This window comes from Anabaena sp. FACHB-595 (assembly GCF_048568275.1).
GTDB lineage: Bacteria > Cyanobacteriota > Cyanobacteriia > Cyanobacteriales > Nostocaceae > Trichormus.
The window spans coordinates 4565950-4584013 of record NZ_CP183473.1 but is presented as its reverse complement, the minus strand read 5'-3'; the positions used below and the strand labels follow the sequence as shown (position 1 = coordinate 4584013).

Annotated in this window: 15 protein-coding genes; 12 read left to right on the top strand and 3 right to left on the bottom strand. The window is 42.4% G+C overall.

What is annotated here, in order from left to right:
* The first annotated feature begins 144 nt into the window (after positions 1–144).
* The 4 genes from trpB to ACN222_RS18970 all read left to right on the top strand — a co-directional run bounded on the left by trpB (position 145) and on the right by ACN222_RS18970 (position 4048).
* A complete protein-coding gene (gene trpB, locus ACN222_RS18985; RefSeq protein ID WP_010997935.1) occupies positions 145–1386 on the top strand; it encodes a tryptophan synthase subunit beta in 1242 nt (413 codons plus the stop codon).
* Between the two features lie 287 nt (positions 1387–1673).
* Positions 1674–2378 carry a CAP domain-containing protein gene (locus ACN222_RS18980; protein ID WP_010997934.1) on the top strand — a complete coding sequence of 235 codons (705 nt, stop codon included), beginning with the start codon at positions 1674–1676 and terminating at the stop codon, positions 2376–2378.
* Positions 2379–2784: 406 nt separating this feature from the next.
* Positions 2785–3336 carry a CAP domain-containing protein gene (locus ACN222_RS18975; protein ID WP_010997933.1) on the top strand — a complete coding sequence of 184 codons (552 nt, stop codon included), beginning with the start codon at positions 2785–2787 and terminating at the stop codon, positions 3334–3336.
* An 82-nt stretch (positions 3337–3418) separates the two neighbouring features.
* The gene (locus ACN222_RS18970) at positions 3419–4048 is read left to right on the top strand and encodes a ribonuclease H-like domain-containing protein (RefSeq protein WP_010997932.1); all 630 of its coding nucleotides are present in this window, start codon (positions 3419–3421) and stop codon (positions 4046–4048) included.
* A gap of 84 nt (positions 4049–4132) precedes the next feature.
* On the opposite strand, the gene ACN222_RS18965 is transcribed toward ACN222_RS18970, so the two are convergent.
* From ACN222_RS18965 to ACN222_RS18955, 3 genes are all read right to left on the bottom strand, one after another.
* On the bottom strand, positions 4133–4588 hold the full coding sequence (locus ACN222_RS18965; protein WP_010997931.1) for a rhodanese-like domain-containing protein: 456 nt from the start codon (positions 4586–4588) through the stop codon (positions 4133–4135).
* 90 nt (positions 4589–4678) lie between these two features.
* Positions 4679–6385 (bottom strand): NACHT domain-containing protein, encoded by a 1707-nt coding sequence (locus ACN222_RS18960; protein ID WP_237087502.1) that lies wholly within the window; start codon positions 6383–6385, stop codon positions 4679–4681.
* Positions 6386–6394: 9 nt separating this feature from the next.
* Positions 6395–6979 (bottom strand): hypothetical protein, encoded by a 585-nt coding sequence (locus tag ACN222_RS18955; RefSeq protein ID WP_237087501.1) that lies wholly within the window; start codon positions 6977–6979, stop codon positions 6395–6397.
* A gap of 553 nt (positions 6980–7532) precedes the next feature.
* On the opposite strand from ACN222_RS18955, the gene ACN222_RS18950 reads away from it, so the two are divergent.
* From ACN222_RS18950 to ACN222_RS18915, 8 genes are all read left to right on the top strand, one after another.
* Positions 7533–8249 (top strand): response regulator transcription factor, encoded by a 717-nt coding sequence (locus ACN222_RS18950; RefSeq protein ID WP_010997929.1) that lies wholly within the window; start codon positions 7533–7535, stop codon positions 8247–8249.
* A gap of 412 nt (positions 8250–8661) precedes the next feature.
* Complete coding sequence (locus tag ACN222_RS18945) at positions 8662–10212, top strand: YcjF family protein (protein WP_010997928.1); 1551 nt, start codon at positions 8662–8664, stop codon at positions 10210–10212.
* A gap of 165 nt (positions 10213–10377) precedes the next feature.
* Positions 10378–11373 carry a hypothetical protein gene (locus ACN222_RS18940; protein ID WP_044521933.1) on the top strand — a complete coding sequence of 332 codons (996 nt, stop codon included), beginning with the start codon at positions 10378–10380 and terminating at the stop codon, positions 11371–11373.
* A gap of 136 nt (positions 11374–11509) precedes the next feature.
* Positions 11510–13096, top strand: coding sequence for a CPBP family intramembrane glutamic endopeptidase (locus ACN222_RS18935; protein WP_010997926.1), 1587 nt, complete (start codon positions 11510–11512; stop codon positions 13094–13096).
* A gap of 1052 nt (positions 13097–14148) precedes the next feature.
* Positions 14149–14424 carry a TM2 domain-containing protein gene (locus tag ACN222_RS18930; protein ID WP_010997925.1) on the top strand — a complete coding sequence of 92 codons (276 nt, stop codon included), beginning with the start codon at positions 14149–14151 and terminating at the stop codon, positions 14422–14424.
* A 113-nt stretch (positions 14425–14537) separates the two neighbouring features.
* The gene (locus tag ACN222_RS18925) at positions 14538–14708 is read left to right on the top strand and encodes a hypothetical protein (protein ID WP_199315745.1); all 171 of its coding nucleotides are present in this window, start codon (positions 14538–14540) and stop codon (positions 14706–14708) included.
* Positions 14709–14906: 198 nt separating this feature from the next.
* A complete protein-coding gene (locus ACN222_RS18920) occupies positions 14907–17378 on the top strand; it encodes a heavy metal translocating P-type ATPase (protein ID WP_096637176.1) in 2472 nt (823 codons plus the stop codon).
* Between the two features lie 193 nt (positions 17379–17571).
* Complete coding sequence (locus ACN222_RS18915; RefSeq protein WP_010997922.1) at positions 17572–18030, top strand: hypothetical protein; 459 nt, start codon at positions 17572–17574, stop codon at positions 18028–18030.
* Positions 18031–18064 lie beyond the last annotated feature (34 nt).

Sequence of the window (18064 nt, the reverse complement as noted above, 5' to 3'; positions counted from 1 at the left end):
GGTCTTGCACCATATATTTATTACAGATTAGAAATTATAAATTACGAACTGGTTTAATGTTTTCCTTGTGGAGTCACATTGCATTCTCTGTGCCTCAGACTTTCCTATAATAATTAAGTCTATCCCATCATCAAAAATCATTCCGTGACTACCACTCCCCTTTCTCCAAGTACCCCCTCAAATGTTCAGGTTCCCGATATCCAAGGACGCTTTGGACGCTTTGGCGGTAAGTATGTGCCGGAAACCTTGATGCCGGCTTTAGCTGAACTAGAAACAGCTTATCAACAATACCGCAATGACCCCGGTTTTCAAGCAGAACTGCAACAATTGTTGCGTGACTATGTAGGACGCGCCACACCATTGTATTTCGCTGAACGCCTCACCGCTCATTATGCCCGACCAGATGGTACAGGAGCGCAAATTTATTTAAAACGCGAAGATTTAAATCATACAGGCGCTCACAAAATCAATAACGCCCTTGGTCAAGTATTATTAGCCAAGCGCATGGGTAAGCAGCGCATTATTGCCGAAACTGGTGCCGGACAACATGGTGTAGCAACAGCCACGGTTTGCGCTCGGTTTGGGTTGGAATGTGTGATTTATATGGGTGTTCACGATATGGAACGCCAAGCTTTGAATGTGTTTAGAATGCGGCTGATGGGGGCTGAAGTTCGTCCGGTGGCGGCTGGGACGGGAACTCTCAAGGACGCTACATCTGAGGCGATTCGGGATTGGGTGACGAATGTGGAAACTACTCACTACATTTTGGGTTCCGTTGCCGGGCCTCATCCTTACCCAATGATGGTACGGGATTTCCATGCAGTCATTGGACAAGAAACTCGCGCTCAAGCTTTGGAAAAATGGGGTGGTTTACCCGACATTCTTTTAGCTTGTGTGGGTGGCGGGTCTAATGCGATGGGATTATTTTACGAGTTTGTGAATGAGTCATCCATTAAGTTAATTGGAGTAGAAGCAGCAGGAGAGGGTGTCAACACAGAAAAACACGCCGCCACCTTGACAAAAGGACGAGTTGGTGTATTGCACGGGGCGATGAGTTATCTACTGCAAGATGAGGATGGCCAGGTAATTGAAGCGCACTCGATTAGCGCGGGGTTAGATTACCCTGGTGTGGGGCCAGAACACAGCTACTTGAAAGATGTTGGTCGTGCAGAATATTACAGTGTGACGGACGAGGAAGCTTTGGCTGCGTTCCAGCGATTATCCCGCTTGGAAGGAATTATCCCAGCCCTGGAAACAGCCCATGCGATCGCTTACTTAGAAACCCTCTGTCCCCAACTTGACGGCAGCCCCCGCATTGTGATCAACTGCTCTGGACGTGGTGATAAAGATGTCCAAACTGTAGCTAAGTTTTTAATCCCACAATAAATCTATCTTTAGACAGATATTTTGTCGAAGATTTATAAATTTACACAGGCTGTTTTGCCGCATTTTTCGGGAAAATTTAGGGAAAAATCAGACTAATGAGAGAAGGCGATCGCTCAGATCGCCTTCTCATTTATGAAAACCTATGGATTTAAAAGTTATCAGAGAATATTTAAAGGGATAGGGATATAACCAAAGATATACAAAGCCACAGCAAATTTGTTCAAATCCAGGCGGTTTGTTTAGATGAACAGGAAGTTTACTCTCAGCAACTACGTCTGTGATTGAAAATGCTTAAAACAACAATTTACGCCGTTGCGTTAGGAACTTTCGCCTTCACCAGTGGGGCGAGTGCAGTTTCTCTCCAAATTCAATCTCCTGCACCCAAGTCTTCATCTATTTCCAGCGATCGCCTTCTCGCACAATACAGTTTTCCGAGACAATATAATCGTCGTCCCATGAGATATCCTGGGCAATCTTCCCCCCAAAGACCCTATAATCCCTCTGGTGGGCAAAACAACCCTCAAAGTCCCTCAGGTGGACAAAATAACCCGCAAACTCCTTCAGGTGGACAAAATAATCCTTCCAGTCCCTCAGGTGGACAATCGGATAGCAACTCAGCTTCTATAGAACAGGCAGTTTTCGCGCAAGTTAATCAATACAGACAATCTCAGAACTTACCAGCACTAACCCGGAACGCTAGTATTGACGAGCAAGCCAGGATTCACAGCCAAAACATGGCTAGTGGTCAAGTTCCCTTTAGCCACCAGGGATTTGATCAGCGTGTGAAAGCGCTGAATATGCCCAACAAATCCGCAAGTGAAAACGTTGCTTATAACCAGGATAGAGACCCAGCAACACGCGCAGTACAAAGCTGGCTCAAAAGCTCAGGACACCTAGCCAATATTAAAGGTAGTGCCAACTTGACCGGGATTGGTGTTGCCGTCAATGGTCAAGGTGTAGTTTATTTAACCCAAATTTTCATTCGTTCTTAGAACATTGAGGGTGGGGGGTGATGAAGCAAGTTTCACCGTCAAGTCGCTTCTCTACGAGACGCTACGCGTTAAGCGTTGGCGCAGCCTCTCCGACAGGAGAAGCTATGCCGCAGGCTTTACGCTCCAATTCAAAATTCAAAATTCAAAATCCCCCTACACCCCTATACCCTCTTTCAAGCTAGAGGGTTCCATCGAATTCACCTTTTTTGAGAAAAATTTATCCATAATATAGTTTTTTATGCTACAAATAGCGAACGAAATCGTTAGATTGTTAGCTGCGTGTGTATTTTTAGTAATTCGTCCCCAATTTTAAGGCTGATTAAACTGCAAAAGTATCCTGTTATATAACTTAGAAAGTAGAAGTTAGAGTATAGGTCTTATAAGTATGTACACAAAGTAATTCTTCATGTCCCGACAACCTGCTTTTGGCATCGCTATAAGTATGCTTGTCCTTGCCGGAGGATTAATGGCTCCTCTAATACCAGGTCACTCTTCTACAAAACACGCCACTGGTGATTCACCGTTGTCGATTTTTTCTCATCAGGTTGCTACAACTACTACCACAACCTTTCAAACTACTGATTTGGAAAAATCAGTATTTGAGCAGATTAATCGGTATCGGACAGCTAGAAGACTACCAAAGTTGACCTTAAATGCGAGGATCACTCAGCAAGCAAGAGTTCACAGTCGAAACATGGCTAAAGGTAGAATTCCGTTTAGCCATCAAGGATTTGAGCAACGGGTTAATGCTATCCCTCTTCGCTACAATAATGCTGCCGAAAATGTGGCTTTTAATCGGGGATATGACGATCCCGCAAACGAAGCTGTGATTGGTTGGATAGATAGTCCTGGTCATTTAAAGAATATCAAAGGCAATTTCAATATGACTGGTATTGGCGTTGCCACTAATGCCCAAGGGGAAGTCTATCTAACACAAATTTTCTTGCGTACTAGATAGATGGAATTGTGGATTTTTTAGACAATAATAGTGTAGTGTCGGTGACTCGTCGGCAGATACTGCATATATTATTGAGTAATTCATGACATTACAAGATTTCCAAGTTGGCGATCGCGATCTTAGTGACGCGACTGTAGCCCAATATTTACAATCCGAGGCGATCGCTGTCGATACAGAAACGATGGGATTGTTACCCCAGCGCGATCGCCTGTGCTTAATTCAGCTATGCAACCCAGAGGGGAAGGTAACTGCAATCCGTATAGCCCAAGGACAAACCGCAGCCCCAAATCTCAAAAAACTCCTAGAAGCAACAAACGTCCTCAAAGTTTTTCACTTCGCTCGGTTTGATGTTGCTACCTTGCTTCACCATCTAGATATTCACGTCCAGCCAATTTTCTGCACCAAAATCGCCAGTAAGTTAGCCCGCACTTACACCAATCGCCACGGACTTAAAGATTTGGTGCATGAGTTAGAACAAGTAGAACTAGATAAAAGCGCTCAAGGTTCAGATTGGGGAAACGCAGCGAATTTAACTGAAGCACAACTCAGTTACGCCGCCAATGATGTCCGCTATTTACTTAGCGCCCAACAAAAATTAGTCGCTATGCTCAAACGCGAAGAACGCTGGGAACTAGCACAACAATGCTTTCAAGTCCTACCAACAATTGTTTCCCTAGACTTATTACAGTTCAAAGATTTGTTTGAACATTAAACTAATCGTTAGTCAACAGCCAACAGTTAACAGTTAACTGTCAGCTGTCAACTGTCAACTGTCCAAACAAAAAACCAATGACTACTAAACTTCCTTCTTCTGATTCTCTAAATGATTTTGCATTCGAGAAACAACGTTGTAGTCATCCGCACCTGCGGGAGTTCTGGATTCAATGATTCCTTCGGTAGGGCCGCCAATCGCCTTCCATGCAGCTAAACCACCCTTGAGTTCAGAGACGTGTTCAAAACCAGCCGAACGCAGGAGATTTACCGCTTGGGAGGTTTGCTCATCACCTGCGCCATAAACATAAATATCACGGCTTTTTTCTAAGGACGATGAGGCTCTGTCTACTAAGTCCTCGATGGGCATTGCCATCGCACCCATAATATGACCATCATTATAGGTAGAGCGATCGCGTACATCGAGTATTGTAAAAGCTGGTTCGCCCCACTCTAAACGAGACTTGAGTACATGAGCATCAGACTGTGGTTCAATGGGTGGTTGCTGAGGAATAATACGGCCTAATGGATTATTAGTCATAACCTAACTATTAACTGCTAATGGAATTAATAGCAATTTAGCTAAGTTTATCCGTTTATTTTCTCTGGCTGTGGTATGAATATTGTCTATTTATCTCTTTTGGTAGATTAGAAATAATTCATCCTCAATTTTTTGTTTTAATCCATCATTCAAAGCATATCTTAGACAATCCATTAGTAATTTATTAGCTTTAAAATATTGTTGTAATAACCTAACTTGTTGCTTCTCAAATTGCCAATTGTGACCAATGTTACGATATTTAATTATCTTAATACTCAATTGTTGGTTCCATGACTTACCATTTTCATCCCACCAAGATACTAATTTTTCAAAATTACTTTCTGCACTGGGTAATCCTTTCTTGAGCTTTTGTAATTCTTCTCTAAATTCGGCATCACTAACTATATTAATAGCTTCATCGAAATTAATGTTGAGAGCGTAGATATAATTAAAAGCATGAGCGTGATGAAGATTTTGTTCAAAACAAATTTCTAGCTCACTCACACAGTTCAGAGTACTAAAAAGCAACTGATCCAGAGCTAATTCAGCATTAAAAGATATATCGTTAAATAAATCTCCTGCTAACACATTGTTGTCACTATCGGCAAAAAAGTAACTACAAATCATGTAAAAGGCACGAGTAGCAAATACTTGCCCTGAATTAACAACTTCATTAGTTTTTTGATGCAGCCAAACTAAATAACTTTGAATCTTTTCATCAGCAGCTACAAGCTCATCAACTTTATCTTTCATTAATTGGAGTATGTTGTCAGGTTTATCTAACATACTGACGATTAACAAGAACAAGTTATGCCAACGCTCTTCGCCTATGTGGTTAATTAACAACTGCCAATTATAATTTTGAGCATCATCAACAATATATTTTGCAGTGAGATATTCTTGAAATGCCAAATGGGAAAAAGAATCAATCCCCCTAGCTCGTTCTACTAATAAACCATCTTGTGCTTCAATTCCTTGCAGAATATCTATACTATGTTGCTGTAAATCAATGGTATTTGATTGGTTAGATAAATAATCACATATTAAGTCTTGAATTTTATCTGAAGTAAAGAAATAATCTCCTTTCACAAAAGTATTGACGGCAAGATAGCAAAGTAGCTTCTTTTTATCTGCTAAATTTAAATGTGCATAAAAATCATCTCTTTTAATACCTCTAGTTTCATCCCATCTAGCCAGGAAAATATTCAGTGCCTGTTCGTATAAATTTGCCGATTTACAGGGAAATTGCATCTTAACTTTAAATATTAAACACAATAGATGCAATAAAATTGGTGTATTCGCTAATTCTCGGATGCGCTGATTTTCCGGTAAGTTCAGTTGCTGGGTAAATATATTGCAAGTTGATTCACCTTCTTTGCTTGACAGATGAGCCACTGCCATAAACCATTGCTTGACAAAAACATCTCTTTGTTGTTCTTGAAAATCTGCAATTTCCACCTCAGTGAAACCTTGAAACCTATATTTTTGGGCAGAAACTCGGCAAGTAATTACAAATTGATTTTTATAAAATGTCTGAATAAACTTGCGGATTTCTCTAATAACTTTATCTACATGACTCAATGGCACTTCATCTAAAGCATCAAGTAAAATTAGTGCTTTACCTCCCGTAAGCACCGCTAAAGTTGATTCTTCTTCAACTCCATTGCAACGAAATTCTTGAACTAAGTACTGTAAAAGATTTAACTCACTCTCACGTTGAGTATCTTCAGCAAATTCCTTTAACCTAATAAAGATAGGTACTTGATTGGGTCGTAATTTACCATAATTACATTCCATTGCTAGATACTATAAAAATGTTGTCTTCCCAGACCCAGGTTTACCCAAAAGCATCAATTTTGAATAGCGCGATATAGCATCTAACCCTGGTAATGCTCTTTGATGTTTTCCTTGCCCAAACCCCTGAAAGTTAGATTCAATACACCAATCATTCATCAGGTCAGAAATTTCCCGCCATTGCTGACTGGTTATCTCCTCCAAAATACTCACAGGAGTGTAAATTTCACTTAAGGGAATTGCCTGAGCAATATCTAACATTTGCAGAGTACTGCAATGGTCTTGAATTTTCTCCTGACGCTTTTGGCGTACTTCCCTTACCAACGCATCAAGGTCAATTCCTTGGGATTGTAATTTAGTCTCTGATATTGCTTCTTCCGCTAAACCAACAACTTTTTGCCAGGATAGTCCTAGTTGTTGGCAAATTTGCACAAAACAACTGCGAGATACCGGCTCTCCCGCGAAAAACTTGGAGACTGGTTGGCGTGTAATCCCTAACGCAGCTGCTAGTTTTTGTTGAGTCAAGGTTTTGTCGGTTAGGGCTGTTTTCGCGGCTCTAATACCTTCAGGCGAGGCTCTCAGTCCTTGGCTGGTCATACTCTCAGCTAAAATGTGTTATTAAATACGATTTTTTTGGTAGCTGCACGTAGACACACTCCGGACAAATACTCATATCTCCCCGTAGGTAGTTTTTCCATGAGTTAAATCAGAGTAGACTATACTACGGATTTTTTAAATGGATTGTTTCGTCGCTTGATTTTGAAGCCGACTAGATTGATTTAGAGAAGTTCTACAAATCGGGAAACACACTGAAAACTATCGACTTCTCTCAACAGTGAAGATTCGTAATTTTAGCACGTAAGCAGAAAGACATACCAAGGTTATACAAAAGTCATACATTTTGTTTGCATAATCATGGCTGAACTTTTCAGAAATTTAATGGAAAATTAAGTGTAGCTAAGTAATACAGAAATAATGTATTCCTGTCAGATATTGTTGGTCTACGTATTCACTAGAGGTAGACCTCAACCAACGCTCCTTACTAGAAGCGCTCATAACACAATCACCTTAACGGCTGTCTCTTGTGTAGGAGCATAACAAACAGCAAAACGCTAGATAAACAATAGGCCATAACAATCGCTGAAACAATATGGTGATGCTTTCCGCTACAAACCCCAAAATTCTTGTTGTAGATGACGATTTTGGAGTCCGTAACCTCATATATCGCTTTTTAAGCCGCAAATATCAAATAGAGTCTGCGGCAGATGGTAAAACAGCTTTGTCATTGTTTGAGCAATTTAACCCAGCCTTGGTGATTCTTGATTGGAATCTTCCAGACACCAGTGGCTACAGTCTTTGCCAAGAAATGCAGAGCCGTAATAACGTCTTGGTGATGATCTTGACTGGAAGAACAGAGGAAGCTGACAAAATTAGAATCCTGGCTGCTGGTGCTGATGACTTCATTACGAAGCCATTTAGTTTGGCTGAAATTGAAGTTCGCGTCCAAGCTCTTTTAAGACGTATCCGCTCTATTAAACCTTCTCCTTCACAACGCTTGATATTTAAGCAGTTAGCAATTAACCCAGAAGGAAGAGAGGTAACTCTTAACGATAAACCTCTGAATCTCACCGCTTTGGAGTTTAATATTCTCCATTTCTTAGCTAGTCATCCTGGTCAAGCTTGGAGCCGTCCTCAATTAATTCAAAAAATTTGGGGTTGTGACTATGTAGGAGATGGACGGGTGGTTGACGTACACATCGGACAACTACGTAAGAAGTTAGAATCTGATACCAGTATACCGGAGTTTATTAAAACTGTTCGCGGTTACGGTTATAAGTTTGAAATACCAGAATCTACAGCAATTTAAGCTGGGAAAGCAAGAGTTTACCTGATCAAAAAGTTAACTCACACACTTCTATCAGGGTGTGGCTATTTAAAATTTGACTGTTTATTTACATCTTCTTTTTTGATAATTGCGATAAGGGACTTCCAGATAAAAAAATATCCAAAATGTAGCGACTGTCTTGTGGAATTGGCATCTTGCTCACACCACAAGAGTTATTTTTATGCACTATTTTAGTCTAGACACGCCACTACGTATAGACGTAAGGGTCTTAAACCCTTTTATTTACACTGCTTTTAAAATCCTCACCTACAGGGAAGATGGGTAATGGGTAATGGGTAATTGGATTGTATCTCTAGCGAGAAGGATATATCAGTCTTAACTCATCTTATAAGATCAGAAGCATCTGCCTATTTAATCTTTACCGCCCTCACCCATGCCTCTGTCGCGCATAGTCACGCTGATTGTTGGTTTAATTGTCATACTGGGACTTGCCCTGTGGCTGATTGATTCCCTCTCACGTCTTTACTGGCAATTATCTTATTCCCCATTACTGGGCAATTTGCTGTTATTACTGCTGATTGTCCTCATCGGCTGCTTAGTTGCGGCTTTTGTCTATTATGTGATGGTGTTGCAGGCTGGTGAACAACGTTCCCGCCGTAACCGTCGCCGCGTGACAGCAGCGCAAATCCCGGCTGCTAAATCTGATGCGGCTTCATCTACTTTACAGGCGGTGCGGCAACAGGTGTCGCAAATTCAAGATGAAGTAGCGCGCCAAGCTTTATTAAGTCGTTCCAAAGAGATTGAAGCCAACTTAGCACGGGGTGAAATTCAAGTAGTGGTGTTTGGGACAGGGAGTGCTGGCAAAACTTCCTTAGTCAATGCAATTATGGGACGAATGGTAGGCAAGGTAGATGCACCAATGGGGACAACCCAAGTAGGAGAAACTTACTGTTTGCGCTTGAAGGGGTTGGAAAGGAAGATTTTAATTACAGATACGCCAGGGATTTTAGAAGCTGGGGTGGCGGGAACAGAGCGGGAACAACTAGCCAGGGCATTGGCAACAGAGGCAGACTTACTATTATTTGTGGTGGATAATGATTTAAGACGCTCAGAATATGAGCCTTTGAAAAGTTTAGCGGAAATTGGTAAGCGATCGCTCCTAGTTCTCAACAAAACCGACTTGTATACAGATGAAGATAAAGAGGCGATTTTGGCACGGTTACGCCAACGAGTGCTGGGATTTATTGCTACAAATGATGTCGTAGCGATCGCAGCTAACCCCGAAGCGGCACAATTAGAAACAGGGGAACCATTCCAACCAGAACCAGATATTGTCCCCTTATTGCGGCGGATGGCGGCGATTTTACGGGCTGAGGGTGAGGATTTGGTGGCGGATAATATTCTTTTACAATCTCTGCGTTTAGGAGAAGAAGCCCGCAAACTCATAGACGCGCAACGTCGCCGCCAAGCTGATAAAATTGTCGAGCGTTTTCAGTGGATTGGGGCGGGTGTGGTATCAGTTACACCTTTACCTGTAGTAGATTTACTGGTAACTGCGGCTGTGAATGCCCAAATGGTTGTAGAAATTGGTAGAGTCTATGGTTGTGAATTGAACATGGAACGGGGACGAGAATTAGCCCTTTCCTTAGCCAAGACGATTGCTAGTTTAGGTATTGTCAAGGGAGCAATTCAATTACTAACCACAGCCTTACAACTAAATGTTGCCACTTTTGTGATTGGCAAAGCCATTCAAGGGGTAACAGCCGCTTATTTAACCAGAATTGCAGGTAAAAGTTTCATTGAATATTTTCGTCATGACCAAGATTGGGGCGATGGGGGGATGACGGAGGTAGTGCAGAAGCAATTTCAAATGAATCGCCGGGATGAGTTTATTAAAGCATTTGTGCAGGAAGCGATCGCACGAGTTGTCAAACCATTAACAGAGAAATCGGAAGTAGTTGAACATGATGAACAGGCTAAATAGTTAGAGACTATTCATAAAGTCAATCTTAAGTAGGGGAGGCAACAAGCGGGTAATGTGCTTTGTCCAAAAAGTCTTCAATAATTGATGATTTTTATGAAACTAGATAGCCATTAGGTGTTTATTATTCGTCTTTTAGTCAAGATACGAATCATATCAAGAGGTTTTATGAAACCCATCATTGAATTACCCCCTGTAATTAACAGACATCATCAGTTCGCTAAAAAGTTAGTTTTGACTCTGGCGTTAACTAGCCTGCTATCTTCTGGACTCAGTTTGGCTGGTGACTATAGAGCTACAGCTACACCAGCAACAGAATCGATAGAACTATCTCAAAACTCTCAGAATCGCTTACCTGGTTACGTCGCTAGAGCAGTACTCAATGATGCTTCCCGACGTTCTGGAATCAGAATCACTAATTTAAGAATCACTCAAGCCACACGAAGAACCTTTGGGAACCCCTGTGAGTTTAACTTTGGGGAAATCTGCACCAAAGAATATCGACCAGTCCAAGGTTGGGAAGTGGTGGTACGAGTGGGGAATCAATCTTGGGTTTATCATGTCAATCAATCTGGCTCCCAAATAGTCCTCGATCCTAAAGCCAATGTAGGTGAAAATAGCCAACTACCGCGAGCGATCGCTAATAATATTCTCACAGATGCAGCTAGACGTTCTCGTGTACCCAGACGGAACATAGAAATTACCAAAGTCACACGCAGAACCTTTGGGAATCCCTGTGAGTTTAACTTTGGGGAAATCTGCACCAAAGAATATCGACCAGTTCAAGGTTGGGAAGTGGTGGTGCGAGTGGGGAATCAATCTTGGATTTATCACGTCAATCAATCTGGCTCCCAAATAGTCCTCGATCCTAAAGCTAATGTAGGCGAAAATAGCCAACTACCGCGAGCGATCGCTAATAATATTCTCACAGATGCAGCTAGACGTTCTCGTGTACCCAGACGGAACATAGAAATTACCAAAGTCACACGCAGAACCTTTGGGAATCCCTGCGAGTTTAACTTTGGGGAAATCTGCACCAAAGAATATAGACCAGTCCAAGGTTGGGAAGTGGTGGTACGAGTGGGGAATCAATCTTGGGTTTATCACGTCAATCAATCTGGTTCCCAAATCGTGTTAGATCCGAAAGTTTTAGGCAAATCTTGAGAGGATCTTTGTCAATTCATGTATCCATAGAGTTATTCACGCCAATCTTATTGAGCGAATCTATCCACCTATTACTTTTTCTTGCGATAATTCCTAAGGGGAGTCAGCTCCCTACTGGTTTGTCAAAGGGGGATAGATGACCATCAAGCGGTTGGTTTTATTTTTTGTACTCACGCCGATAGCGGCTTTTTTAGCAGTTTCGTCTTTATTTGGTAGTTTGCAAGAACCACAGTTTCAAAGTCGTTTGGAACTATACCAAACTAATATTGCCCTGCAAGCACAAGCTTGGCAACCAGAGGATAGCAACGATGATAGCCCCCAAGTAATTCAAGAGGCAATTTTGGGGGAAAAACCTCTGGAAAACGCTACCAAGGAATATGAAAAAACCCGTCAATCTGTGCAAACCAATTTGACGAAAACTCAAAACCAACTTGCACAACTGCGTTCTTCATCCCAAAATCCTGCACCGCCTAAACCCTTACCAGACGTTCCTCCTACCACAAATACTTCTCGTAATGACAAAGAAAAGCAATTGCAGAAATCTCTCCAGGAACTGCAAAAATTTTCGGCTGAATTAGACTTAAAACTAGGAATTTTGCAGGCAAAGCAAGGACAGATAGAAACAGCCATCAAAACTTGGAGCGAATTACAAAAGCGTTCAGACACTTTAGAACTCAGCACAGAAATTGAGCAAACTGCGGCCGTGTTGAGTGGACTGTGGAGTGATCCCCCACGACTGTTTCCCGATGCTCAACAGTTAATCCAGCATAATTTAGAAGGCTGGTTTCGCTCCACAGCTTTGATTCAGCTTTACCAACTCCAGCAACGACAAGACGCTTTAACACAAGTACAATCGACACAGCAAGAGGCTGCGGCTCAAGCTGTATTTAAATTAGCGGCGATCGCAACTGTTCCTAGCCTAGCAGCGTTAGTAGGAACGATACTGTTAATTTTCTTAATTGCTCAACGTTTGATCAAGGGAAAAGAAGCCTTGTTGGGACAGAATGCTGAGTTAGCTTGGTCAACACCTTGGGATGTAGAAACAATTCTTTTGGTTTTTGTTGTGGGCTTTTTCTTCATGGGGCAAATTTTTGTTCCTTCCTTGTTGGTGCTACTCCCCATACCTCGCCCCATCGTTGATGTCCGACTACAAGCCATTTCCGTCTTCATCAGTTATCTATTGGTAGCCTCAGGCGCGCTATCAGTCTTATATTTCTCAATTAAACGTTTTTTCCCGTTACCCCAATATTGGTTTCGTTTCCGCCTGCGAGATAATTGGTTTCTCTGGGGACTAGGTGGTTATTGTGCAGCTTTACCAATAGTTGTGATTGTGTCTTTGATTAATCAACAGCTATGGCAAGGACAGGGTGGTAGCAATCCTCTATTACAACTGGCACTGGAAAGCCAAGACTTTACAGCATTGAGCATATTTTACGTGACAGCTGCGATCGCTGCTCCTTTATTTGAAGAAGTTCTGTTTCGCGGATTCTTATTACCTTCCTTGACGCGTTACATACCCGTTTGGGGAGCAATCATAGCCAGTGCTGTATTGTTTGCCGTCGCCCACCTCAGTTTGTCAGAAATACTGCCACTCACAGCTTTAGGTATCGTTTTAGGAGTAGTATACACGCGATCGCGTAACCTCCTGGCTCCTATACTTCTCCATAGTCTCTGGAATAGTGGCACACTACTCAGTCTGTTTCTCTTAGGTAGTAGTAATTAGACAACACCAAAAAATAAATTATCCGAAATAGATGGTTTGCTAGGGTGCGTCAAAGAAGAGGAACAGGGATCTGTGAGACAAGGGTAGGGACTTCTCCTCTGTTCCCTTCCCCCTGCTCACCTGCCTCTTTGGTCAGTATGAATAATGTCTGAGTATAGTCAGATTCTATCTTACTGACGCACCCTACATGGCGTAACAAAACTATTACTACGCATATTGTTAAATAGATTACAAAACTCTGGATGGACTTTGAGTATCATTTAGATAAATAGACATAGTTATTCATTAACTTACCCATTCAATCCTCACCTGACCCTACAGCAGCTGACAACTAAATAAAGATTTAAGTTATATCTCTCCCCATAAGTAGTTAGATGACTTAATTTTAGCTGAATCATTGATTTGATACTATACCAAACAAAGGTAATTTCTATGAGAGATTATCATCTTACTTGTAACAGTCTCCAAAAAATCCGGAGATAACACTGATGTACTTGTAGAAAGTGATATATTACAGGCATTTTCACTGACTAATGTGAATTAATTCTCTCGAAAGATTAATTTTTCTCAAAATACTGTAATACTTATGTTTTAGTTTATGTAATTAGCATTATATCTAGCTATGTAGGAACACTATAGAATCAGGCGATGTCTCATATCATAAAGATGTCACCTATGTTTATGGCAGATGACTGTTTTCTGGCGATATAGCTAGGGACTGGGGACTGGGGGAAAAGTCTTTTTGTGTCTAGGTTGTATCATCTATTGATGTCCTAACACTATTGGCGACAGCTATATAGTAAAAAAGCCAACTAATAACTAAGTAAAAATATGTTTACTAGGTGAGTATGTTTTTGAAAAATTAATACTATAACTTACGCATGAAAATAAAAATTTAAGGCTTTGGACAAGGGTTTAGGCAAGGGTATAGGCGTGTAAATGTTTAAAAACCTTACACCCTTACACCCAGTCTCAACAGACAACTTGGGTGCGTAAGTTCCAAATGCAATAAAAACTGTAATTTTATACTATTTTTTAGGAGTAACCTACCTATGGCAAATCTTAACCCTACTCAAACCAACAAACAATTACTAGCTGGTTACTGTGGCATTATTTTTGGTGGCTTTGGTATTCATAAATTCATTTTAGGCTATGCCGCCGAAGGGTTCGTTATGTTAGTGATCACCTTAGTTGGTGGTTCTTTTTCCTACGGAATTACTTTGTTAATTATGCAACTGGTAGGATTAATTGAAGGCATGATCTACTTAAACAAAACCCCTGAAGAATTTGTCAATACTTATTTAGTGAATAAACAAAGTTGGTTTTAAATTAGTCAGTGGTCAGTTGTCCGTTGTCATTAATCATTAATCTTCCCCTGCTCCTCACTCTTTTTTTGAATTGTTCTTCCCCTGCTTTCTTCATCCCAATCAATATACTGATAATGAAACGGAAACACATGATTTGGGCTATGTGCTTGTTGGTGGGTGTGGGGTATTTCAGTGCTATGTCTAACTTAGAAATTCACTATTTTTGGAAAAGCCTGATTGCCTTTATACCAGTGCAAATGGTAGCGATCGCCTACGTAAAAACGACAAAATGGAGTCGTAATTAACACCAAACAATAGTCATTGGTCATTAGTTCTTCCCCTGCCTTCCCCCATCCCCAGACCCAAAAACGTGAGATGAGTGCCATATCTTAATAAAATAAATGGTAATGACAATCAGTCATAGTTCAAAATTTCGCCTACGCTCGAAGTAGAGATGCTTATCATCAAGTGTCTAATCTTCGTAGCGAATCTCAACACTTGCCATGCAACTTGTCCCACAAACTCAGCTTGACCCAGAACTCACCCCCACACTAGAGAAAATTATTCTGGATGTCGGAGGGATGAAGTGTGCTGGGTGTGTAAAGGCAGTAGAGCGACAGCTCACCCAATATTCAGGTGTGAAGAACGCCTGTGTGAATTTGGCTACAGAGGTAGCGGTGGTAGAGTCGGAAGTCGGTCTGGTAGATCCAGATATGTTGGCACAGCGATTGACATCTGCTGGATTTCCTACTCAACCGCGAAAAGCCAACAGTAAGGCAAGTGAATCAACAATAGAAGACTCAGCCGCAAGACAACGCCAACAAATGCAGACAGCATTCCGGCAGTTAATGATTGCTGCTGTGCTGCTGGTCTTTTCGGGGATCGGGCATTTGGGCAACATTGGCAATTCAATTCTGCCCATATTAAATAACATTTGGTTCCACTTTGGACTAGCAACAGTTGCCTTACTAATTCCCGGTCGCCCTATTTTAGTTGATGGGTGGCTTGGTTGGCGGCGGAATGCACCTAACATGAATACCTTGGTGGGATTGGGAACGCTGACAGCCTACACAGCCAGCGTTGTGGCGCTGCTGTTTCCGCAAATGGGTTGGGAGTGCTTCTTTGATGAACCAGTGATGATGCTGGGGTTTATTTTGTTGGGCAGAACCTTAGAACAACAAGCCAGAGGTAAGGCGGCGGCGGCATTTAGACAACTGTTAGCACTGCAACCACAAGTAGCACGATTGATTGCTAACCCAGACCTAGAGAAGATGGGGCTGGGAACAAATACTGTAGAAATCCCGGCTGAACAGGTAAGGGTGGGAGAATGGTTGCAAGTATTACCGGGTGATAAAATCCCCGTGGATGGGGAGGTACGTTTTGGACAGACAACTTTAGATGAGTCGATGTTGACTGGGGAAGCTGTGCCGGTCATGAAGCAACCAGGGGATATAGTCACAGCCGGAACGATTAACCAATCAGGGGCGATCGCTATCCAAGCCACCCGCACAGGTAATGATACCACCCTCGCCCACATCGTCGCCTTGGTAGAAGCAGCCCAAACTCGCAAAGCCCCAATCCAAAAATTAGCCGATACAGTAGCAGGTTACTTTACCTACGGCATATTAACAGCATCTTTATTAACATTCATCTTCTGGTATTGCTTCGGCACTCACATCTGGCCAGATATCACCGTATCCGGTGGTGATATGGAAATGATGATGAACCACGCCGCTCATATTACCAACAACTCCCCACTCTTAATTAGTTTAAAACTAGCGATCGCCGTCATGGTCGTCGCCTGTCCCTGTGCCTTGGGACTAGCCACACCTACAGCGATTCTGGTAGGCACAGGTATAGGTGCAGAACGGGGTTTATTAATCAAGGGTGGCGATGTTTTAGAAAAAGCCCATCAACTAGACACCGTAGTTTTTGATAAAACCGGCACTCTCACCACAGGTAATCCCGTTGTCACCGATTGTCTTGTATTTGCAGAAGGCAGTCCCGATGAAATAAGTTTCACAGCCAAACAGGAAAGAAGTCTTTTCCCCACACCCCCACACCCCCACACCCCCACACCCCTACACCCCTCTCATTCCCTCATACAACTAGCAGCCGCAGTGGAAAGCGGCACACATCACCCCTTAGCTAGAGCGATTCAGCAAGCTGCACAACAGCAACAGTTATCGATTCCAGAGGCTGTAGACTTCCATACTGAACCAGGAATGGGTGTTTCTGCTGTCGTTGACGGTCAAACTGTGCTGTTAGGTAACGGGGATTGGTTGAGTTGGCATGGAATTACTTGGAGTGAAACTGCTCAACAGGAAGCGCAAAAGCTCGCCACCCAAGGTAAAACCGTCGTTGGTGTGGCAATTGGGGAGAGTTTGGCGGGATTGATTGGTGTACAAGATACTACCAGACCAGATGCCCAAACTACAGTAGACAAATTGCGTCAGATGGGTTTAAGGGTAATACTGCTAAGTGGCGATCGCCCAGAAGCAGCGCACGCCATAGCCCAACAACTAGGTATAGATAGGGCTGATGTGATGGCTGGTGTTCCTCCCGCCAAAAAAGCCGCCTTTATTCAAGAACTACAAACAAAATCTGGCGCTAAAGTGGCAATGGTTGGCGATGGTATCAACGATGCCCCGGCGTTATCTCAAGCAGACGTAGGTATTGCCTTACACTCAGGTACAGATGTAGCAATGGAAACCGCACAGATTGTTTTGATGCGCGATCGCATTAGTGATGTCGTGGAATCAATTCATCTCAGCCGCGCCACCTTCAACAAAATCCGCCAAAATCTATTCTGGGCTTTCGCCTACAACACCATCGGTATCCCTCTAGCCGCAGGTGTTCTGCTGCCCAACTGGGGTTTTGTCCTCAGTCCTTCCGGTGCAGCTGCACTGATGGCATTCAGCTCAGTTAGTGTAGTGACTAACTCTCTGTTATTGCGTCGGTTAGCTCATCGGTAGCGAAATTAAGAACCCCTCTCCAACCTCTCCCCGACGCGGGGAGAGGCTTAAAACCGTTATTTTTTCACTAAATTCTCCACTTTTAGCCCCTTCCCTTGTAGGGAAGGGGTTGGGGTTAGGTTCCAAACTCGACGTTTCTTAATGCGCTAAACTGTGAAACATAAGTATAATCTCGTATTATTATTGTTAAGTTATGGAACCAGTAACCTTAACAGCCGTAGGAACTGCGATCGCTACTATAGTTTTAACTAAGGCTTTAGAAAAAACAGGCGAAAAGCTGGGGGAAGCAGCATTAGAAAAAAGTAACGAGTTAATCGCCAAGCTGCGCCAGAAAAATAAGCTGCCCTTGTTAGCCAATACGTCACAGGAAGACACACAGCAGGCGTTAGATTATGGTCAAGCTGTGTTGGAGTTGAAAGCCGCAGCCGATAAAGACACCGAAATTGCTCAATCAGTGCGGGAAGTAGAAGCCACAATCAATCAAGATAAATCCCCCAAGGCTGAGGAAATTCAAAAATTATCCGCAGAAATTCAAGCGCAGCCAGCAATTGTTAATAACTTTGCCAAGTTAGCAGAAAGTATCCAAGCGGAAAAAGGGGCAATGGTTGCCCAACAAATCACAATTCAGGAACAGCACAACACATACAACTGACTACAGTCGCCCGAACAGGAACGGGTAAGGTTAA